Raw genomic sequence first — 20,648 nt, 5'->3', positions numbered from 1 at the left:
ATGATTGGATTACTTAAAATGGAATTTGGATGGGGAACACTCAAGGCCGCTGACATCGTTGGCTATGTGCCTATGGTCATCTCAAAAGATGATTATAAAGATATTACAGGTAAAGATTATGACACGTCAGGCAAGGTTGACGGAGGCGAAGCAGATGATAAGAATAGCCAAAATTAGCCTTGATATTCGTAAAGACGCTGTGGTCAGTAATGAACCAATTATTCTGCGTCAAGGCGAAAGTGATGTGACTATTGAAGCAACTGTCTTAAATGGGGGAGACGAAAACTTACAGATTGATTTTGCTACCTTTGTAGCAAAAAAGCCCGATGGGACAATTGTTTCTAATGACCCAGCAAATGTTAATGGTAGCGTGATCGATTATCCTGTAAGTGATCATTTAACGGAATCTGTCGGTAACATTCAAGATGCTTATTTTATGATCAATAATGAGGTAACCACATGTGGATTTGATATCTCAATCATTCCAAGTACGCAGCTTGATGATACTTCAGTCAGCTACATTCCGGGCATCGAAAATATCAATAAGTTCTTAACTGATACCGAAAATGACTGGCTCGGTAGAATCCAGCAAATGAAGTCCCAAATTGCTGGTCTTGATATTCCAACGGAATTCAAATTACTCATGAATAATTCTTTGGATGAAGCTAAAGCACAGTACCAACCAATCATAGATGCTGCTGAAGAAAATGTAGAAAGCATTGCCGCTGATTTGTCTGCTAAAAAATTAGATTTGCAAAATAATAGTGATGAATTGAATACTACAATTACGGCTATCAAGGCACAAATAGCTCCCGTTAATTCATTTTTGGATGGTGTTCAAAAACAAATTATTGCGGCCAATGCTAGTTTCACAGCTGATCAGCAAGCCAAAGTATCTCAATCAATTTCAGATTTAAAGGCTCGATTAGATGCTTTAGGAGTTCTTGAAATTGGTGGAAGGAACTATCTATTAGATTCAGAAAACTATAATGAAAACTATTGGTTAAGAAACATAGGTATTTTTGGAGATGTCTTAAATGATAGTTTTAATGGTACTAAGATTGCCCAAACAAATGTGAATTGGGGTGGGCCAAAATATTCAGTGGATAACTTAAAAGAAAGAGGTTTACTTGATGATACTTCACAAAGTTGGACATTTTCATCATATGCAAGAACTACTACCAACGTTACGGCTGAAATAAACTTTTTTGGGCTTGATTCTGCAATAGATGCAGGAACCGTTGGGCAAAATTGGAAAAGAATTTCTGTGACATTTAAGTTCTTAAATCCAAATAGTACAATCAGTTTCTCACCTATTGAATTGGACAAAGTACCTGCCACCGTTCAATTTTCTGGATATAAACTTGAAAAGGGAAATATTTCAACTGATTGGACACCAGCTCCAGAAGATATAGTGATGAGTGGTAAAACCATCACAGCAACAGATGACACTGGCAAAACAGTTAACTTGAAAATTACAGGAATTAGCTAAGGCTAGTTCCTTTTTTAGTACAAAAATTTAGGAGATGAATATATGTATGCACCAACACCAGCACCGCACATCGGGTTTATGGAATGGTGGGTTGCTGCTGAAAAGTTGACTGAGAATCCTTGGTTCACAACATTCATTATTATTATTTTAGTTGATTTAGCTACTGGATTTTTAAAAGGATTCTTTAAGAGCTCTAATGAGCGAGTAAACTCAACTACGGGGAGAAAAGGACTTATTAAACATACTGTTATAGCCGGTATAGCAGTTATTTTTTATCCTTTAGTAGATTGTTGGGGATTAGCCAACTATGCAAACCTGTTCTTAATGTTTTTTATCGGTCAATATGGTATTTCAATTGTAGAAAATTTAGGAATTATGGGTATTCCACTTCCAAATTGGATTACAGATAATTTGGAGAAACTAAGAAATAGGAGTGATAATAGTGAAACTAAAAAATAAATTAATCTATATTGTAAGTCTGCTTATTGCAGGCTTATTTTTTTGCACTCAAAATGTGCAAGCAGCTAGAACCGACATGGTAGATGTATCCAATCACAACGGATATATGACTACGGCCAACTTTGTAGATATGCGTGATAATTATGGTGTAAAGGCTGTTACCACCAAGATTTCCGAAGGTACTTACTACCATGATTACACGGCTTCAAATAATATTGCTACGGCTCAAGCGGCAGGACTATATATCAATGGCTATCATTTTGCTAGATATACAACGGTTCAAGGTGCTATCAATGAGGCTGACTATGCTGGTAAAATGGCTAAAGCTGACGGTTTACCAATTGGTTCAGTGTTGATCACTGATGTGGAAGCACAAGAGCAAAATGGATTATCAAGAGCAACTAATAATGCTAATAACAAAGCATTTATGGATCAAGTTGCTAAGTATGGATATCGTTCGGATGTTTATACTATGAGTTCATGGCTAGGCAGTAAGATGGACGTTAACAGTGGTGGCTGGATTGCTTCATATCCTTACAATGCGTCTGACAAGTCTTGGTATTCAGGAAATCATGCTTGGCAATGGGGAAGCACATATAATTTTGCTGGTTCATATGGTAATTTTGATGTTTCTCAGAATTATGACAATTTTTTCACTGGTGGACAATCTCCACAAGTTGACCCTAACGAAACTATTAGTAATGTGATATCTGTAAAAGGTAACAGCTATAAGGCGTTTACTACTTATAATAATGAAGGCAAAGCAAATGTAGGTACTGATGTAATTAGTGGCACAGACTGGAAGTCTGGTACTATCACAGTCATCAATGACGTGCCTTACTATTTAATTGGTGGAAACATTTTATTACCACAATCATCAACGACATTTAAGAATGTTGTAAATATTAATTATCGTTCAGATTATGGTGTACTTGCTTATGATAGTAAGGGGAATTCAATTAAAGACTCTAATAAGACATTTAAGGGCGGTACTAGCTGGCAAACTAAAGATAAGTTAGTTAACATTCCTAATATTGGTTATGCTTATGAAGTCGCAACTAATGAATATATTCCTATTAAATATGCTCAAGGTTCGGGATTTACTGGATAAATTTTAAACGGTAAATGCTAGACAAATATAATAATATGCGTTATCTTAAGGTTGTTCATTGACGTGGACAATATTATAAATTACCTCGATTTTGAATTACCTTTGATAGTGTTAGAAAAGCCCATCATCTATTAATTTAGGTGATGGGCTTTTTTGTGCTATTTAAAAAACTTAATTTTAAAGATATAGCTGTGATATAATTTGAGCTGTTGAAAGACTATCAATTCTAAATGTTTTCACCATATAATGTGTAGGAAAACATAACAAAAGATAAGGCTTTGCGCACATTTTGCGCATATGTCAAATAGGGTCTGATATATAGGCTTTTTAAAATCCTGTACTCTCCTTAGATACCTTTTTTTAGAACATCTTTTGGTGTTCTATTTTTTTGTCTTTAATTGCTAAAAACGTTGTTGTATCAACACTCGTAGACGGTGAAATATTTAACAAAACATATAAACCTTTTCTAGTTTATTCTAGCAATAGGTATTCCATTGTCCCAAAGTTGTCCCAATTGTCCCATTTTTGCCGTTTTTGGGACAATTGCTGTTATATCAGACCTTATTGAGATAATTCATTAGCACGCATAGTTATAGCGGTATTTTTATGCCCTAGCAATTCATGTAATTGGTTCAAGGTATTTATAACTAGGTTCTCATTTGGATAATCTGATATTTTATATGCAATTATTTTATTATTAAGGCTGTCTAATATCGAAGATAAATAAAGTATATCCATTCCAAATGTCAAATAAGTGATATCGGTTGTTAGTTTAGTCATTGGTTTTTATATTGACCAGTTCTAATTAATAATATTGCCAAAAGTCTTATAGGGATTCCAATTCAAGTTCTTGTTTCATCTTGTTAATTCCTCCGTCGTGATGTTCTACCTCTGGCAATTCTGCCACACATTTGCTGTATTTATATTGTTTCTCTTGGGATTGCGAAAGACGATAATAGTCTCCATTACGAAGATATTTTCTCCAAGTATAAATAAGTTCATCGCTCTTCAAACCAAGTTGTTTAACAATTTGTCTGCCGGGGATACCGGCATTTAAAAGCCTAATAGCTTCTAATTCGGTTTCATATGAATATTTGTTATTAGTCAAAGCAAAAGCACCTCCAAGATTTTTTTCTCAGAAGTGCTCTTATTTATCTATATCAAATTATATACTCAGTACCGTTAGACCTATTTTTTGCATTATTTAATTTATTAAAACCCTAAGGCCTGCTTTTTATCTACATCAAATTCTTCTTGTGTAATTGTTTTATTATCTAATAAGCTCTTAAATTTAGACAATCCATCAGCATCACTTATTTGATCAACAATATTAGATTGATAATTTTATTAGCCATATAATTTTCAATAAATTCATAAATTAAGATATTTAGTCGCTATTACTACAAACTACAAGTGAATTTTCTTTGTTGTAATCAACTTCCGACTCCCATGATTAATAAATCCACTTGTGGTTTGATTTTCGGCGGCTGTAATGAAATTAATATGTCTGGACATCACACCAATAAGCTTTAAATCAGTTTAAATAATAGTTTGAAGATATATTGTTTGTTTACCATTTGATTCACGATTTATAAAGGATCTAATACATTTTCTAATTATTTTTACTGAATTATCATCAGGTTAAATGATTACGTGTTCTGCAATATTGATTTCAACAATTTTGTTCATAATTTTTATTTTTAAGTTATCATTGTTTGGACGTTAGATATGGAATCTTAATTATGGATTCGATTATACAAATCTAAAAATGTAGTAATGTCCACTATTAGATACCTTTGGGATTGTTCGGGATCGGTTTTAGTCGTTCATTGATATATGCGATTCTTTAATGAATCCTCCAATGAATTTACCTTTGTCTTCTCTTATTTCCTTAGTTGAGTAATGTTGCATTAATACAATGTAACTATAATTGACGCCCAAGATTAAAAACGATGCATCTGATACCACATCAGATCCGTTATCTATAGATTTTAATGCACTACGTGTGGATGTTTTAATAGAATTTCTTATTTTTTTGTCATCGGTATGATTTAAAATCTCGGACGCAATTGATTTAATATCAGCTTTTGCTTTTTTTTCTTTTGAATAGCTGTCAGTATTAGAAGCATTTTTTGCATATTTAAGTTTATCAGAAGCTTCTTTTAGTTGATGTTTTTGAAATGCATTAATTGCTAAATCGCTATTATCATATATATTTGTTGGTCCGAATGAGAACGTTGACGCAAATATCATTAAAAATGATATTGCTGAAATTATTGATATTTGAAAATCAAATTTTCGCTTTTTAAAAAAGAATAATATGATGAATATTAAGAAAATGATGATAGTTATTAAAATGAGTAGTGCTTCTATTATTAAAGTTGTATTTGTATTTAATAATAAAGTTAAAACTAGTAGTGTAATTGGAAATGGTAAGGTATATATCAAATACTTCCAATTTATGTCGTTCTTAACATTTAGGTGCTTTTTAGATTTATGACGTGATGATCTAGTGTCCATGATTTCCCCCAAAAAATAATATATTTAAAAAACAGTCAATCCAACGGCTGCTTTTTAATTTTGCATAAGCACATGCTTTTTAACCATATCCTTCCAAGCTTGAAGGTATACTGAAGTGTTGCGTAAACTGAATGTAGCTACCAAATTTAATACCCTGGCAATAGGCATCCAATTTGTTTTTATCTCGATACGAAGTGGAATCATTTAGATACTCTAGGTAGTCATGATTTTCTCTTTTATTTATCTCTTTAAAAGTTATTTTAATTCATTTTCTTTATCGTTTAGCAGTCTTCGAAGCTCCTCTATATCATCAATGGTGGCATATCGTCTAATAAAAACACGTGCTTGAGAATGAGAATTGATGTATTTAGTACGCTCTTTGTTTTTTTCGTCCCATTTTTTGTTGGCTTTCTTTTTTGCCTCTGTATATTTTTGTGTCATTTTTTTCTCTCACAATTAAATAGATTATACCCACTAATATCAATGAAATTGATGACTACTGATACTATTTAGTAGGTTTATTGAGTTCGAATGTCATGGTGCTATTCTTAGTTTTGATTACTTTTTTCATTGATTAATACCACCTAGATATTATACTGATTGCACAAAGGGCAAGTCCCTAAGGGCTTTTATTTGTTGACATGATGGGGGAACCTTATCAATTCAAAAATATTTACTGAAAACTCGATTGTTAATGTTCTTTTTTGTTGCCATAATTCCGTTCGCGTATCTTCTATATGATCATTATAACGTACCCATATGGGTGTATATGAAAATATTATCGTAAATAAAATAAAAAATACTTTTTTCAGCAAGTGTTTAATATTCTACAAAGTGTTAAGTGTAATTAATACTAAATATTAATTCAGGTAGTCAAATTTTAAGAGTAATGTGTAATTAAAATGCATTGTCCCTAATAGTTACTTGGATGCTGATATAATATCCTTCTCACTTTTTTGTATTGGATGGAATAGATAGTAAAATCCATTATTTTCCTAACAAAATTAATAGATAACTGATTCAATTGATAAAAAAATATAAGTTTGTGAGATAATTTAAAAATAATGAGAATTGTTTTATAGGGAAATACTAAAATATGATTTTTATTTATCCAAATAGGAGGAAATCAAACCATCAAAATTCAACAATTAAAAAAACAGGATCTATCCAAACTGGCTAAATTTTCAGCAATAGGGATGAACTTTAATCACTATACGAATTCAAAATTGGCCGAAAAATTATATGCCGAATATTTTGTCCATGATGCATGGATCAATTCTACTGTTGCGATTGCTGCATATGAAGATGATCAACTTTGCGGTGTCATAATGGTGAGATTCAATGATGAGGTACTTCTCAATCAGAATATTTTGGATAAAATTTATGTTGACGCATTCCAAGGGGTAATAGGTATGGTATTTGATAGAAATTCTTACACATATGAGCAGATCAATCATGCAATGTTAAAAGAATTGCAATCAAAAATAAACTTGGATGGTGAAATTACTCTCTTTGCGGTTGATCCAGAGAGAAAAGGTCAAGGAATAGGTAGTAAACTTCTAAAGTTTTTAGAGCAACAGTTTTCAGGAAAACAGGTATACTTGTTTACTGATAGTAATTGTTCATATCAATTCTACCAACATCGAAATTTTGCACAATTTGATGCTAGAAGAATGTTGGAGCCGGGAAGAAAGTCAGACCAAAAAATGACTTGTTTTCTATTTAATAAAAAACTGTAGGGGATCTTAGAGATGATAGCACTTAAATCAAAAAGAGAAATTGAGGGCATGGAAAAGGCAGGAGAGATCCTGACTGGTTTATTCCATAAACTGGAAATATTTATCAAACCTGGAATGAATACATGGGAAATCGACAAATATTCATACGAATATATCATTGGTCATAATGCTATTCCTGGTGAGCTGAATTTTGAAGGATACAAATATTCGACTTGTATCAGTGTCAATGATATGATCTGTCATGGCTGTCCTAGTAAAGATATTATCGTTAAAGATGGAGATCTGATAAAACTGGATACTGTTATTGAGTATGATGGCTACATGAGTGATGCTTGTCATGCAATCGTTGTAGGAAATGCCTCACCAGAAGTTAAAAAGTTGATGGATGTAACACTAAAATCCCTCTATTTAGGCATTGATCAAGCAGTTGTTGGTAATCGTATTGGTGATATTGGAAATGCAATTGAAACATATGCAGAAGGTCTTGGATATGGGGTTGTTCGTGATTATATTGGACATGGTATCGGACCCACAATGCACGAATTACCAGATGTGCCACACTATGGTAAACCTGGCCATGGAGCGCGTTTAAGGTCAGGTATGACGATTACTATAGAACCTATGATCAATGTCGGTGACTGGAGATGCAGTGAACCTGGAGATGACGGTTGGACTATTTATACAGTTGATGGTAGTTTAAGTTGTCAGTATGAACATACAATTGTTATTACAGATGATGGTCCTAAAATTTTGACATCATTTGATAAAGATTACGATGCTAAGTATTTACTATAGTTTCCGCGCTGTATCTATTAGGATACAGCTTTTTTTAAATAAAAATAAAACACTTGCAAAGCTGTTAAAAATAAAGTAACATGTCAATGTTGAATTAAAGGAGTGGATAAATATGAAATATATTATTACTGGCGCGACAGGTCATTTAGGATCAAAAATTTTAAAAGAAGTTCAAAAGCTTGTGCCTAACTCAGAGATAAGTGTTGGTGTTCATACCGTAAGTAAGGCCAAAAATTTGGCTGATCAGGGGTTAGAAGTTTTACCTATAGACTACTTGAATGAAAATATAATGATTGAATCATTAACCAATAAAGATGTATTCGTATATGTTCCCAGCAAAAGTCATGACAGTTTCAGTCGTGTAACAGAATTAGAAAATGTTATCAATGCAGCTGAAAAAGCTCATGTTGGACATATTTTAGCGATGGGATTTATTGCTGATCAGGAGAACAATCCTTTTGATTTATCAGCTTTTTATGGATATTTGCCACGTCGCTTGGCAGAATCAGATTTAAATTTTACGATTATTAAAAATTCACTCTATGCTGATCCATTGATTCCATATTTGCCAGAGTTGATCGAGCGTAAAAATGTGATTTATCCAATTGGTAAAGAAGCCTTAACTTTTATCAGTTTGGAAGATAGTGCACAAGCTTTTGCCAAAGTTGCCACTTCGGATAAATTACGTAAAAACGGGAAAATATATACTTTGACGCAGTCAAGAAATTATACTATGCCAGAATTGGCACAGGTTTTAACATATGTGTCAGGTCACAAAATTGGTTATCAACCAGTAACGTTGCAAGAATTTTCTGATATGTATAATCAAAATGGCGAAGGCCACATGTTAGGATCAATGTATCAAGCAGGTTCCATGGGATTATTAAATGTAGTATCAGATGACTACCAAGAAATTATGGGTCATCCTGCAACTGATCTTCAAGAATTCCTAAAAAAAGAACTCAAATAAAAAAAACACAAGACATAAAAAATATGTCCTGTGTTTTTTTTATTAAATTACCATTTTAATACCCATAAAGATAATCAAAACGGCAAGTGCTGGTTTAACATAAGTTGTAAATTTAATGGGATCAACTTTGGCTAACAATTTTGGTGCTACTAAGGCTCCAAGAATTGCTCCAACCATCAAACTAAACCCAATTGACCAATTGATATTATTGTTTAAATGGAAAATTAAACCGACGCCACTGGTCCCGACTAGAATGTAGGCCGAAGTGGCGACGGCTCTGACCATATCGAGATTCAGCAGTAGTAGTCCTGCCAAAATAGGGCCACCACCACTTAATCCAGCGACTCCGACCATCAGACCACTGATGATTCCAAACATAGTTGCTTTTAGATTGTCATACTTAGAATGTTTTTTACTCTTATTTGGCGAAAATATTTGAATAAAAATCTGTATTCCAAGTAAAATGAAAATAACAGCTACGATCCAAGTATAGATTTTCTTTGGAATATAAGGAGATAGAAGGGAACCAATAATAGTCGCTGGAACAGCAGATATCAACATTCTATTACCAATTTTGAAACGAATATTGTGATTGCGATAGTGTCCAATTGCACCAACTACTAATGATGGAAAGGCTGTAAAAATTGAAGTGGCGACGGCAACCGGCGTACTCAGATGAAAAAAAGTGGTCAATACACCTAGATACATGGCAGCACCGCCACCACCAGTTGAAAGAACTAATACACCGATTAAAAAACCGATGATAACTAAAGATATATAAGTCATGTTCGACATCTCCTTGTTTACAACTAGTAATTATAATTTACAAGGTGTAAAATGTAAAGTAAGGAGTGTAGTAAATGACACAAAAACGTGATTTATCTGCTGAAAAAATTATTCAAACCGCAAAGGATTTAATCTTAAACGGAAATGCTGATGCGGCTACTTTTTCAAATATAGCCAAAAAATTGGATTGTAAAACGCAGGCTCTATATTTTTATTTCAAAAATAGATATGAACTAAATTCCGCTATTACACAAGATTATCTTAAGTCATTAACTGAAACTTTGAAGGATGAGTGTTTAGGTTACAGTGGAAAAGAGGGCCTGGTCAAAATGGCGAAGGTCATGCGTGAATTTGGTCTTGAGAATCTTTCCCTGTCGTTGTTAGCAATTAAATCGTCTGATTTGACAAATAAGGAATATTTTAAATATATCATAGAAATCAACTCAATGATGAAGAGATTCATGAATGTATTTATTCAAGATAATGCTAAGCAAATGACTATCACTAGAGGTATTCGAGGCTTGGTCATTGGTGAAGTTGTCAGTGAAAGCGTGGGTTTGTTTCATAATCCATTAATAAAAAATACCATTAGTTTTGAAGAGAACTTATATAAAATATTGTCATAACAAAAAAGTTTCCGAGAAAATTTTTCTCAGAAACTTTTTTTATCTGTGATGTCTAGCTGATCTAGTCTGCATTCTAGTTGGTTCTGATTGATAGTAATTGTTTTGATTGTAATTTGGCCGTTGAGGTGTTTTTTTCTTAGCAGAAAGATGTAGAATATAATGCCAAATTAAAAATCCTAGTCCGATAATGAAACCGATCCAGATCCAAATTATCAGATCTCCAAAAGTGTTACCAGCGCTAAACATAGCAATGGCCCCGAATAAAACTAGAATGATTGCATTAGCGATATCACCGCCAAGTTTAGTGCTGTTATGTGTGACAATATAAACTATGCCAGAGACTAGAAAGGCGAAAGCCATTAAGACTCCAGCAGGGCCACTTGCCGAACCGTTTTTAGAAACAGTAGAAACGAACAGTGCGGCAATACTTTGGAAAACGATAAATGGTGATAAGACGATAAGAATAATACCGACAACTAATTTTGCAATTTTCATATAAATCCCCCCTGATAATCTGTTGATTTAATTATAGCGCTTACAATGCTGTTACAATACCATGAGCATCAAAAATGCTAACTAAATTATATCTTAGTATAGTTAAGACTAATACGCATTTATGGAGGGTACCCTAATGTCACAATCAAAATCAGGTTTTACCAATATTCAATCGCTAGATCCTAGTATTATTGTTGACTTAAGATATGCGACCACAAATAATTTTACAGGCCAAGTTGTCTATGACTTTACAACCGCCGTCGCTCGAACTGGAACGGCTGAGAAATTGGCTAAATCTAGTGCTGATCTAAGAGAAAAGGGATACCGGCTGAAGGTATGGGATGCTTATCGGCCAGTGTCTGCACAGGAGAGATTGTTCGAGGTTTATCCAGATCCATCATTTGTTGCCAGACCAAATCCCAATTTCTCACATCAAAAAGGTGTTACATTTGATTTAACGCTTTGTGATTTAGAAGGTAATGAATTGCCCATGCAGACGGAGTTTGACAATTTTACAGCATCTGCCTTTAGAAATGCCAAACGTTCAGCAATTCATGACAGAAATTATCAGATTCTTGATGCGGCTATGAAAAAAGCTGGATTTATTGGTTATGAAAACGAGTGGTGGGACTATCGAGATAATGAAATGGATTCATACGGGCCAGCCAGTACCAATCCCAATGATTATTAAATCATCTTTCACAATGTCAAAATTCTTTGATTCATAGTACAATCGAAGGTAGACAAAAAATGATTAAAGAGTGAAGGAAAATATATATGAATTCAATTGACTGTTCAAGAACGTTATCCATTAGTAATCATCGAGTATTTTCATCAGATTTGAACGAGCATAATACAGTTTTTGGTGGAAGAATTCTGGCTACGATCGATGATAATTCTTCGATCCCGGCCTCACGTGTTGCTAGAATCGAAACAGTCACTGCTTCGATTGATCAGGTCAACTTTATTTTGCCATTTAAGTTGCAAGACTCAATGTGTACTGAATCGTATGTTTCAGGAGTGGGAAGTCGCTCAATTGAGGTATTTACTAAAATTATCGGCGAGCATCTGAAAACAGGTGAAAGATTTTTGGGACTAACTTGTTTTTCAACTTTTGTAGTAATTGATAAAGATATTAACCTACCACTGATTCATCCGGATAATCCAGAAGCTAAGTATGTCTGCCAAGGATATGAAAAGCGCCAATCCGAACGAATGAAGAAATTATTAACTCAGGAAAAATTCAATCAGAATATAAGTTTGGATTTCCCCTGGTCGTCAGAAGTGTCTAATAATATGGGCCACGCTGGAACGAATAAATAAACTAAGGATAACTAATATCAATAGAACTGGTGGAAATATGCCACCAATAATCAAATAAAAAAAACTACCGATCAGCATAATCAATGCTGATCTTTTTTCTTCTAAATCATGTTTATTTATCTGTGGACAGTCACTTAAAATAAGTTTGAACATTAAATATTGAAAGAAGTTAGCAACTGCTAAGACTAATGCAAAGGTAATAACAGTTATTCGTGAGAATAAATTATCGTTGAGCCAAGCAGTGGCAAAAGGAATTAGTGAAACGGTAGTAAGAAAGCACATATTAAGAATCATTATATGGTTCTTAATTTTTTTGACAGCATTAAACATTTCCTGATGAAAGAACCAGTATTGCGAAACAACGCCTACACTGGTTAGATAAATTAAAATTTCTTTGATCAATTGATTGATTGAGCTGGAAGAAACTGATTGAGGGACTTTGATATTTAAGACCATAATTGTGAGGACGACTGCGAATATTCCATCAGAAATACTGTCAAACCGACTTTTAGAGTTTTTAAACATTAATTTCTACCTCGTGATTAGAATTTTACTACTGAGAATGTTTATATGCATCTAACTTGACTGGTTACGGTTGAGTAATTTCTTGAGTAAAAATTTTGAATCTAATACTCTGATATTAAGAGAAATATTGTGGGAGGTAAGAGCAATGTTCAAGAAAATTCTAGTAGCTTTAGACGGAAGCCCAGTATCATTTAGGGCATTAGAAATAAGTATCGATATGGCCAAAAGGTGTGACTCAAAAATTGTTGTTACTTCAATTGCTAATGTCGATAGTATTCCCGTAAATGTTGGTGTAGATTATATGCCCGATTTGATTCATGATATTAATAAACAAACTAATCAAATTCTAAATATGGCAGAACAACAATTGATCAATTTAAAAATGTTCTATCAAGTTATTTCTAAAGAAGGTGATCCTAAGTCACTGATAGCCAAAGTTATTCCAGACGGTGTTAATGCTGATCTGATTATTATGGGCAAGACTGGTAAAGGAATGATGACAAAAACATTTATGGGCTCAGTTGCCAGATATGTCTCGGAAAATTCTGAATTGCCAGTTATGTTGGTACCGTGACCAAAACTTATATATAAAAAATCTAGGATAAAACATCTGACTCACACAAAAAGGTAGTTCTGAGAAACCAGTTGATTTCTCAGAACTACCTTTTTTAAGCTTAATTACAAGCAGAGATGGCAATATTCGGTGATTTAAAGACTTACCTGAAGTTAAAACGTTTTTCATTAAGTGGTGTCAATCGCCACAGGTAGGCAATTGACACCACTTACTTATTTAGATTCTAGAGTTTTGTCCCCGGACTTTTTTGCATTGGATTCTTGGTGGGGCTAGGGGGATGGATTAATCTTTAAGTCAGGACGTGATCAAGGATTGTGTTGGGAACAACGATGACAATATATGTTAATGCAACTTTCCAATCAAAGGAAAGAGAGATTAAGAAAGTTGTACTGCCAAAAATAAGAACTTCGGCAATAATACGAGCTAATTCGGTCAATCTGGCGGAGGACATTGGTGCCATGTAATGTGACCAAAATAGAATGATGATTACTGGAATGATGATCCCAATGCCTATTTTAAAAGCAATATTACCGCTTCTAAGACCAATAGCGACGAGCAAGCCAAGACTTGACGTTTCTACTAAAAAACGGATTACGTTGTTCATTTCTTTAAGAATTATCGGTATAGACAATTTTTTGTCCCACGTTCATTTCAATACTATTTAGTTTCATCTTTTAGCCATTTTTGAACTGCTTCTTCATTGTGTGCTAACCAGCCACATGCCGCGGCAGCAATTGCTCCAACAAGATCATCTAGAAAGACATTGATCTTTCCAGTTGATTTGTCGTTAAGTTTGGCCAATACACCGTGTTTTAACTTGTCGACATAACCATAATTAGTAACCGAAACTGATCCGTACAAACTGGATAACGTGATGGCCATGTTTTCATCGATCCCATAAGTAGATTCGTCAGTTTCCATAATACGTTGCATAGGGGATGACAATAGTCCCTTTTCGGCTAGGACATCTAGCTCAATCCCAGTCATGATAGCATTTTGAGCTTCACGTTTATGTAGTACCTTATTGATGGCATGGATCGATAGCGCCTCATCCAATCCATTAATGTAGTCCTTTTCTAGGAAGATGACTATTTCAGCTATGTCATTTAAATGAACTCCACGTTCCTTGAGATTTCTAACAATATGATTGTAATATTCTGTATCTTGTTGTTTGAATGATGTCAAAATTAAATACTCCCTCGGGTCTATTTTTTTCCATTCCATTCGCCTTTGAATTCATCTAAAAATTGCAACATGAATTCATGGCGTCCATCAGCTATTTTTTTAGCAGTTTCCGTATTCATCATAGCTCTTAATTTGATTAATTTCTCATAAAAATGATTAATGATTGTTTCATCTTTTAAATTACGGTATTCTTTTTTATCCATATTTGTTCTGGGCTTCATTTTCGGGTCATAAATGACTTGAGCGTTAACGCCACCATAGTAAATTGCGCGTATTATTCCAATAGCTCCGATGGCATCTAGGCGATCAGCATCTTGGACAATTTGTCCAGACAACGACAACTTAGGAGGATTTTGACTTAGAGTCTTGCTGAAGGAAAGATTGTGCGTTATATAGAGAATTTCATCGATTTGTTGGTCAGTTAGTTCGATACTCTTCAAAAAATTAGCGATTTCTTGTTCTAATTTATCTGGATCATCAACCAATTTATCATCGGCAACATCATGTAGATAAGCAGCACCATATGTAATTAGGTGGTCGGCTTGTTCCGTCAAGAGAATCGTATTGACAGATTTTATGACTCGCTCAATATGATCAAAGTTATGTCCTGTAGCATCATTGTGCATTTTTCCATATGCAAATTCACGAATTTTTTGGATCTGTTGACGAAGTTCCATAAGTTTTCTCCTTTTTGATATAAATATCTTATCAAACATGAAATATATTTAATATTAATAGTGATAAAGTATACATGTAACAACTTAATTGAATTTGGGAGGACTAGTAATGAATTACATTAATAAAGAACTACCTGATTTTGATGTTAAGGCTTATCACAAAGGTGAGCTAGTAAATTATAAGAAGAATGATCTTTTAGGAAAATGGTCGATCCTATTTTTCTATCCAGCTGATTTCTCTTTTGTTTGTCCAACCGAACTTGAAGATTTAGAAAGTTCATACTCAGAATTTAAAGATAATAATGCTGAAATTTATTCAGTATCAGTTGATAGTGAGTTCTCACATATGTCATGGGCTCAAAATACTGAAACAATTAGTAAGATCGAATATCCAATGCTATCAGATCAAAAACATGAATTAGCTGATTTCTTTGATTTGATAGAAGAAGATAGTGGCCGTGCATATCGTGGTGTCTTCATAATCAATCCAGAAGGCATTATTAAGTCATATACTATTAATGCCATGGGTATTGGTCGTAATGCACAAGAGATCCTTAGAACCCTTCAAGCGGCTCAATTTGTTGCTGAAAATGGTGACAATGTATGTCCTGCTAACTGGCATCCCGGTGAAAAGACTATTAAACCTGGTGCTGACTTAGTTGGTAAAATTTAAATTAATTGAAAAGTCGGACTTGTTCCGGCTTTTTTTATTTCTAGATATAGTGCTCTTAAAATTTTAGCATACTTTATCTGGTATTTATTTATCCAAAAGATTTATAACTTGATAAATTTTATATAACTCCTTGTCTCTCTAGGTATATTCAAAACCATTAAAATAATCATAAAATTAATTATGTAAAAAGACTTGATTTAGGTACGGGTATTAGTGGTATTATTTTAATCGTTGTCTGATTAGGTGAACAGACGTTTGATTGTAAGAACCGAGTTATTTTAGATTTACCATCTTAATTAATGAGGTCCAATCACCAATTCGAGGGAGGATGTTTTGTGGCATTCTCAAAATGAGGAGAAGATTTATTTATGACGAGTATTTTCAGCCCCAAGTGGTATGTCGAACAAATGAAACATTGGAGTTTTAAGAGTTATATGCTTTTGATGTTTGGATTGGGAGCAATCACTGCTTCAACACTTTCTAGCAGTATTACAACTATTGCAATTCTAACTTGGTTCGCTGGTACACTGGGATTCACATGTACCGTAGCGATTACTAACGCCAAACCCTTAAATGGGGTTTTAGGACTTGTTTCAGCTCTTATTTATATTATTGTAGCTATTCATGCTAAGAATTTTGCTGATGTTGTTTTACAAGCAAGTTATATTGTACTTTTGGATATTCCTGTTTTGATCAGTCCACAATGGGCCAAGGATGCTGAAAAACATATTCATGGTTTAACGGCTCCCAAGTGGCTCTTAACGGCATTATTCTTCTTTGCATCATGGGGATTGCTCTACTTGATGGATACAAATATTTTCATTAGTCCAAGACCAATTATTGATTCTGTTGCCAGTGCTATTGGGTTCACTGGTGCATTATTATGTACCCTTCGTTTCCGTGAACAGTACTATTTCTGGACGGCTCAAGGTATTATGTCAATTGTTTTATGGGGTGTTACCGCCATGCAAGGTGATGCCAGTCCTGTATTGTTCCTAACATATATCATGTACTTTATGAATGATATGATTGCTTTCTTCGATTCACATACACACTGGTTCCATAAACCAGCTGCAGTTAGTGAAGAAAAACTTGAATAACAAACAAATTAATATTTAAAATAATTCCATTTTTGTTAACGCAAAGGTGGAATTTTTTTGTTCACTAATAGACTTTTTTAGTTTAAAATCAATTAAAATTGAGAAAAAAGGACTATTGCTATGAAAAAGGGATTAAAGATATTTTTGGTTGTCCTTATAGGACTGCTGTTGGTTGCTGATTTAGCTGGGGGAGCTTATCTGTTTAACTTTGCTTTTAAGAAAGGTAATTACAGTAGTAAGGACGCTAATATTGAACTTAAAGGTAATAATAAATGGTTTGCATCACAGAAACAGTCTATCTGGAAAGAGAAGTCTAAAGATGGATTAGAATTAAAGGCTCGCTATCTTCCAGCTGAAAAAAAGACTGATAAAACAGTTGTGGTAGTCCATGGATATGGTAGTGCTAGCAAGTATATGGGTTCATTTGTTAAAATATTTCATCAATCCGGATATAATGTTTTAGCGCCAGATAATCGATCGTTTGGAATGAGTCAAGGCGAATACGCAGGTTATGGATGGTTGGACCGAAAAGATATGATGGGGTGGATCAACCGTTTGAATCAAAAAAATCCTAAATCTAAAATTGGATTGTATGGAATCAGTATGGGCGCCGCAACGGTTATGTATACACTGGGAGAACACCCTAGAAATGTAGATTTTGCAATTGCTGACTGTGGATATTCAACTATTTCTGGAGAACTAAATTATCAGTTAAAAGAAATGTTCAATCTACCAAGTTTTCCATTAGTACAAACAGCTGCAATCTATTCTAAGATATTTGCTGGTTATAATTTCTATCAGGCAGATACTAAGAAAACTCTGAGGAATAGTCACGTACCGATTTTTATCATTCATGGGTCAAAAGATACTTTCGTACCGGTATCTAATGCCTACATTAATTATAAGAATGCCAATGAACCTAAGAAATTGTGGATCGTAAAGGGTGCTGAACACGGTAAAGCATATAATACAGATAAAAATAATTATGTACGTAGAGTCGATGATTTTACACAAACTTATTTCAAATAAAAAAAGCCGGCAATCGCCGACTTTTTTGTTTTATAGATCTATATTTTCCTGATATGAATTGATTTTACTGTGGTACTTGATCTCAATTTTTCCGCTAGTTTCTAATCTAGTAGAGATAACCTGTTTAGGATTGATTGAAATATCAGAAAGAACACTGATTTCATTATCATTAATAGATATATCATCAAGAATTGCCTGAGTTTTACCAGTATTTTTAATCATTAAAGTATTTTTATTTATGAAAACAGTCAAAAATGGTCGATTAATAGATTCCAATAACTGATTGTTATATTTCAAGGTCCTGTTTATTTTGGAAGTAGTTGCTGATAATAAAACAATGCCGATTATTAAAGTTATTGCTATAACTATTAAAGATATTGCGATGGTGAATTGATTAAAAGTTATCATATAAGTTCTCCTTACGTTTTTGTAAGCTACCCGAACACATCTGCAAGGTCTATTTACTCTGTTGTTACTATCCATAATAATGTTTATAACAACTTATAGGAGAAATACATGCATAAATTAACATATAATAGGGAAGCTTTTAAAATTATCTTGATGTTGCTGATGGTATTAGATCATATACCCTACTTCATTTCACCATACTTGGCCGATACTTTCCACCTGATCACACGAGTTGTGGCGGTTGGATTTGGATATTTGGTCATAGAAGGACTTCAATATACTCATAGCAAACGTAATTATTTATTTAGATTAACTGGTTGGGGGATTTTTATGGGAATTGGTAATTTTATTTTGAACCAATTTTTAAAACCTGAATACCAGATGTCAATTTTGGGTGATAATATTTTTATTACTTTAGCATTAGGAGCAGTAATTGTTGCACTTTGGAACTCTAATAATCGTCGTAATAAATTTATTTCATTTGCTTTACTATTAATTGGATGCATACCTCTTTTAGAGGGTAGCTATTTACTACTGCCTTTTATGTTTATTACTAATTTAACTTATGAAAATGTTAGACAACGTGATTTATCATATTTGATACTGGCAATATTTTTTTCCATTTTAGAATTATCAATGAGTATTCCGTTAATGGACCTTAGTAATTCGTTATCTATTTATGATGGTATTGCTATGAATGCTAGTAGCATGTTCTTCATTTTAATTGTCCCTATGCTGCATCTTTACAATAGTCAACAGGGGAAAATGGGCCATAAATTTAAGTACTTATTCTATATTTTTTATCCGGCACATTTGTGGATAATACATCTTTTAGCCAATTATGTGGTTAATTAATAATTTTTATAAGTTTTACGAGAATAATTAGTTGTAAGCCCATACAAGTAGTGCTAAATTGATCTGGTACTTAAATGGGAGGTAATCATATGACAGAAATAAATGGATATATTCAAAGTGATCGTGAGGAAAAAATCGACGTTTTGAATTTAGCAAGTTTAGAGAAACGTGCGGAAGAGATTATTCCAACAGGCGGTTTTGGTTACATTAGTGGTGGTTCTGAGGATAACTGGACTTTAAAAGAAAATACTGAAGCTTTTAATCATGTACAAATTGTACCTAGAGTTTTAAGCGATATTGATGATCCTCAAACAAAAACAAGTATTTTGGGAATCAATTTAGAGACACCAATTATGATGTCACCAGCTGCAGCACAAGGATTGGCACATTCACAAGGTGAAAAAGATACTGCTAAAGGTATGGCAAAGGCTGGAGCTTTGATGGGTCAAAGTACCTATTCATCAACTTCAATTGCTGATACTGCTGCTGCCGGAAACGGCTCACCACAATTCTTCCAACTGTATATGAGTAAAGATTGGGATTTCAATAAGGAACTATTAAATGAGGCCAAGAAGGCTGGAGCCAAAGCTATTCTTTTAACAGCTGATGCTACAGTTGATGGTTATCGTGAATCTGATGTTATTAATGACTTCCAATTCCCAATTCCAATGGCTAACTTGACTAAATTTAGTGAAGGCGATGGTAAGGGTAAAGGTATCGGTGAAATTTATGCGGCCGCTGCTCAAAAGATTAGACCGGATGATATTCAACGTATTAAGGACATTTCTGGACTACCCGTTATCGTTAAAGGTATTCAAAGTCCTGAAGATGCTTTACTAGCAATCGGTGGTGGAACTGACGGAATCTACGTATCAAATCATGGTGGCCGTCAATTAAATGGTGGACCTGCATCGTTTGACGTTTTGGCAGATGTTGCTAAGGCCGTTAATCATAAGGTTCCAATTATCTTTGATAGTGGTGTACGTCGTGGATCACATGTCTTCAAGGCTTTGGCCAGTGGTGCCGATATAGTTGCACTTGCTAGACCAATGATTTATGGATTAGCACTGGGTGGTGCTGATGGTGTCTATTCAGTTGTTGAACATTTAAATGACGAACTTAAAACAATCATGCAATTGGCTGGAACAAAGACAATTGATGATGTAAAGCATGCTAAACTATTACACAAATAATTCAATGTAAAATAATGAGCTATTAAAAAGGCAGTGTGCAATGAACCCCAGTAATTGGAGTTGATTATGAAATTTTACGTCTAATCACTTAAATGTGATTAGGCGTTTTTTGA

Annotated in this window: 27 protein-coding genes; 16 read left to right on the top strand and 11 right to left on the bottom strand. The window is 33.9% G+C overall.

The genetic code is table 11. The annotated features are described in order from the left end of the window. Genes EKM64_RS07565 through EKM64_RS07550 form a run of 4 tightly spaced genes read left to right on the top strand, consistent with a single transcriptional unit; the run spans nt 1 to nt 3,062 of the window. On the top strand, nt 1-177 hold the full coding sequence (locus EKM64_RS07565) for an XkdX family protein (RefSeq protein ID WP_164505327.1): 177 nt from the start codon (nt 1-3) through the stop codon (nt 175-177). Continuing rightward, on the top strand, nt 155-1,492 hold the full coding sequence (locus EKM64_RS07560) for a coiled-coil domain-containing protein (protein WP_125677235.1): 1,338 nt from the start codon (nt 155-157) through the stop codon (nt 1,490-1,492). The genes EKM64_RS07565 and EKM64_RS07560 overlap by 23 nt, the downstream gene beginning before the upstream one ends. A gap of 42 nt (nt 1,493-1,534) precedes the next feature. Then, nucleotides 1,535-1,951, top strand: coding sequence for a phage holin family protein (locus EKM64_RS07555; RefSeq protein ID WP_125677233.1), 417 nt, complete (start codon nt 1,535-1,537; stop codon nt 1,949-1,951). Then, the gene (locus EKM64_RS07550) at nt 1,935-3,062 is read left to right on the top strand and encodes a GH25 family lysozyme (protein WP_225420983.1); all 1,128 of its coding nucleotides are present in this window, start codon (nt 1,935-1,937) and stop codon (nt 3,060-3,062) included. Before EKM64_RS07555 ends, EKM64_RS07550 begins: the two co-directional genes overlap by 17 nt. A gap of 561 nt (nt 3,063-3,623) precedes the next feature. On the opposite strand, the gene EKM64_RS11400 is transcribed toward EKM64_RS07550, so the two are convergent. The 4 genes from EKM64_RS11400 to EKM64_RS07535 form a co-directional block, all read right to left on the bottom strand. Further along, nucleotides 3,624-3,842 carry a hypothetical protein gene (locus EKM64_RS11400; protein WP_164505326.1) on the bottom strand — a complete coding sequence of 73 codons (219 nt, stop codon included), beginning with the start codon at nt 3,840-3,842 and terminating at the stop codon, nt 3,624-3,626. A gap of 46 nt (nt 3,843-3,888) precedes the next feature. Further along, the gene (locus tag EKM64_RS07545) at nt 3,889-4,170 is read right to left on the bottom strand and encodes a hypothetical protein (RefSeq protein ID WP_125677231.1); all 282 of its coding nucleotides are present in this window, start codon (nt 4,168-4,170) and stop codon (nt 3,889-3,891) included. A gap of 710 nt (nt 4,171-4,880) precedes the next feature. Beyond that, complete coding sequence (locus EKM64_RS07540; RefSeq protein WP_125677229.1) at nt 4,881-5,582, bottom strand: O-antigen ligase family protein; 702 nt, start codon at nt 5,580-5,582, stop codon at nt 4,881-4,883. A gap of 255 nt (nt 5,583-5,837) precedes the next feature. Continuing rightward, nucleotides 5,838-6,023: a hypothetical protein gene (locus EKM64_RS07535; RefSeq protein ID WP_125677227.1), complete on the bottom strand. Its 186-nt coding sequence runs from the start codon at nt 6,021-6,023 to the stop codon at nt 5,838-5,840. Between the two features lie 785 nt (nt 6,024-6,808). On the opposite strand from EKM64_RS07535, the gene EKM64_RS07530 reads away from it, so the two are divergent. From EKM64_RS07530 to EKM64_RS07520, 3 genes are all read left to right on the top strand, one after another. Continuing rightward, on the top strand, nt 6,809-7,321 hold the full coding sequence (locus EKM64_RS07530) for a GNAT family N-acetyltransferase (protein ID WP_225420982.1): 513 nt from the start codon (nt 6,809-6,811) through the stop codon (nt 7,319-7,321). A 12-nt stretch (nt 7,322-7,333) separates the two neighbouring features. Continuing rightward, the gene (gene map, locus EKM64_RS07525; RefSeq protein WP_125677223.1) at nt 7,334-8,116 is read left to right on the top strand and encodes a type I methionyl aminopeptidase; all 783 of its coding nucleotides are present in this window, start codon (nt 7,334-7,336) and stop codon (nt 8,114-8,116) included. 112 nt (nt 8,117-8,228) lie between these two features. Further along, entirely contained in the window at nt 8,229-9,086 is an 858-nt protein-coding gene (locus EKM64_RS07520) for an NAD(P)H-binding protein (RefSeq protein ID WP_125677221.1), read from the top strand. A gap of 42 nt (nt 9,087-9,128) precedes the next feature. Here the strand turns inward: EKM64_RS07520 and EKM64_RS07515 are convergent, their stop codons facing one another. Next, entirely contained in the window at nt 9,129-9,872 is a 744-nt protein-coding gene (locus EKM64_RS07515; protein ID WP_125677219.1) for a sulfite exporter TauE/SafE family protein, read from the bottom strand. Between the two features lie 74 nt (nt 9,873-9,946). Here EKM64_RS07515 and EKM64_RS07510 point away from each other — a divergent pair, with 74 nt between their 5' ends. Then, nucleotides 9,947-10,498, top strand: coding sequence for a TetR/AcrR family transcriptional regulator (locus EKM64_RS07510; RefSeq protein WP_125677217.1), 552 nt, complete (start codon nt 9,947-9,949; stop codon nt 10,496-10,498). A 39-nt stretch (nt 10,499-10,537) separates the two neighbouring features. Here EKM64_RS07510 and EKM64_RS07505 read toward each other — a convergent pair whose 3' ends face one another. After that, entirely contained in the window at nt 10,538-10,993 is a 456-nt protein-coding gene (locus EKM64_RS07505) for a hypothetical protein (protein WP_125677215.1), read from the bottom strand. A gap of 136 nt (nt 10,994-11,129) precedes the next feature. On the opposite strand from EKM64_RS07505, the gene EKM64_RS07500 reads away from it, so the two are divergent. Both EKM64_RS07500 and EKM64_RS07495 read left to right on the top strand, forming a co-directional pair. Beyond that, nucleotides 11,130-11,684 (top strand): M15 family metallopeptidase, encoded by a 555-nt coding sequence (locus tag EKM64_RS07500; protein WP_125677213.1) that lies wholly within the window; start codon nt 11,130-11,132, stop codon nt 11,682-11,684. 86 nt (nt 11,685-11,770) lie between these two features. Beyond that, nucleotides 11,771-12,316 (top strand): acyl-CoA thioesterase, encoded by a 546-nt coding sequence (locus tag EKM64_RS07495; RefSeq protein WP_125677211.1) that lies wholly within the window; start codon nt 11,771-11,773, stop codon nt 12,314-12,316. Here EKM64_RS07495 and EKM64_RS07490 read toward each other — a convergent pair. Beyond that, nucleotides 12,272-12,841: a TMEM175 family protein gene (locus tag EKM64_RS07490; protein WP_125677209.1), complete on the bottom strand. Its 570-nt coding sequence runs from the start codon at nt 12,839-12,841 to the stop codon at nt 12,272-12,274. The two genes, EKM64_RS07495 and EKM64_RS07490, sit on opposite strands and share 45 nt — an antisense overlap. Nucleotides 12,842-12,986: 145 nt before the next feature. Between EKM64_RS07490 and EKM64_RS07485 the strand changes: the two genes are divergently transcribed. Beyond that, nucleotides 12,987-13,415 (top strand): universal stress protein, encoded by a 429-nt coding sequence (locus tag EKM64_RS07485; RefSeq protein ID WP_125677207.1) that lies wholly within the window; start codon nt 12,987-12,989, stop codon nt 13,413-13,415. A gap of 289 nt (nt 13,416-13,704) precedes the next feature. Here the strand turns inward: EKM64_RS07485 and EKM64_RS07480 are convergent, their stop codons facing one another. From EKM64_RS07480 to EKM64_RS07470, 3 genes are read right to left on the bottom strand one after another with little or no spacing between them, the layout of a single operon-like run. Beyond that, the gene (locus tag EKM64_RS07480; protein WP_164505325.1) at nt 13,705-14,019 is read right to left on the bottom strand and encodes a DUF2568 domain-containing protein; all 315 of its coding nucleotides are present in this window, start codon (nt 14,017-14,019) and stop codon (nt 13,705-13,707) included. A gap of 53 nt (nt 14,020-14,072) precedes the next feature. Continuing rightward, a complete protein-coding gene (locus tag EKM64_RS07475) occupies nt 14,073-14,600 on the bottom strand; it encodes a phosphatidylglycerophosphatase A family protein (protein ID WP_225420981.1) in 528 nt (175 codons plus the stop codon). A 20-nt stretch (nt 14,601-14,620) separates the two neighbouring features. Continuing rightward, complete coding sequence (locus EKM64_RS07470) at nt 14,621-15,277, bottom strand: HD domain-containing protein (RefSeq protein WP_125677201.1); 657 nt, start codon at nt 15,275-15,277, stop codon at nt 14,621-14,623. Nucleotides 15,278-15,386: 109 nt separating this feature from the next. On the opposite strand from EKM64_RS07470, the gene EKM64_RS07465 reads away from it, so the two are divergent. The 3 genes from EKM64_RS07465 to EKM64_RS07455 all read left to right on the top strand — a co-directional run bounded on the left by EKM64_RS07465 (nt 15,387) and on the right by EKM64_RS07455 (nt 18,079). Further along, a complete protein-coding gene (locus EKM64_RS07465) occupies nt 15,387-15,950 on the top strand; it encodes a peroxiredoxin (RefSeq protein ID WP_125677199.1) in 564 nt (187 codons plus the stop codon). A 368-nt stretch (nt 15,951-16,318) separates the two neighbouring features. Then, nucleotides 16,319-17,050: a nicotinamide riboside transporter PnuC gene (gene pnuC / locus EKM64_RS07460; RefSeq protein ID WP_125677197.1), complete on the top strand. Its 732-nt coding sequence runs from the start codon at nt 16,319-16,321 to the stop codon at nt 17,048-17,050. A 120-nt stretch (nt 17,051-17,170) separates the two neighbouring features. Beyond that, nucleotides 17,171-18,079, top strand: a complete 909-nt coding sequence (locus EKM64_RS07455; RefSeq protein WP_225420980.1) for an alpha/beta hydrolase — start codon at nt 17,171-17,173, stop codon at nt 18,077-18,079. A 30-nt stretch (nt 18,080-18,109) separates the two neighbouring features. Here the strand turns inward: EKM64_RS07455 and EKM64_RS07450 are convergent, their stop codons facing one another. Further along, the gene (locus EKM64_RS07450; RefSeq protein WP_125677193.1) at nt 18,110-18,487 is read right to left on the bottom strand and encodes a hypothetical protein; all 378 of its coding nucleotides are present in this window, start codon (nt 18,485-18,487) and stop codon (nt 18,110-18,112) included. Nucleotides 18,488-18,595: 108 nt separating this feature from the next. On the opposite strand from EKM64_RS07450, the gene EKM64_RS07445 reads away from it, so the two are divergent. Beyond that, the gene (locus EKM64_RS07445) at nt 18,596-19,342 is read left to right on the top strand and encodes a TraX family protein (protein ID WP_125677191.1); all 747 of its coding nucleotides are present in this window, start codon (nt 18,596-18,598) and stop codon (nt 19,340-19,342) included. Nucleotides 19,343-19,431: 89 nt separating this feature from the next. Further along, complete coding sequence (locus EKM64_RS07440; RefSeq protein WP_125677189.1) at nt 19,432-20,535, top strand: lactate oxidase; 1,104 nt, start codon at nt 19,432-19,434, stop codon at nt 20,533-20,535. Nucleotides 20,536-20,648: the final 113 nt, after the last annotated feature.

This window comes from Companilactobacillus keshanensis (assembly GCF_003946205.1).
GTDB classification, from domain to species: Bacteria; Bacillota; Bacilli; order Lactobacillales; family Lactobacillaceae; genus Companilactobacillus; species Companilactobacillus keshanensis.
The sequence above is the reverse complement of the archived record's forward strand: the minus strand, read 5'-3'. Positions and strand labels throughout refer to the sequence as shown.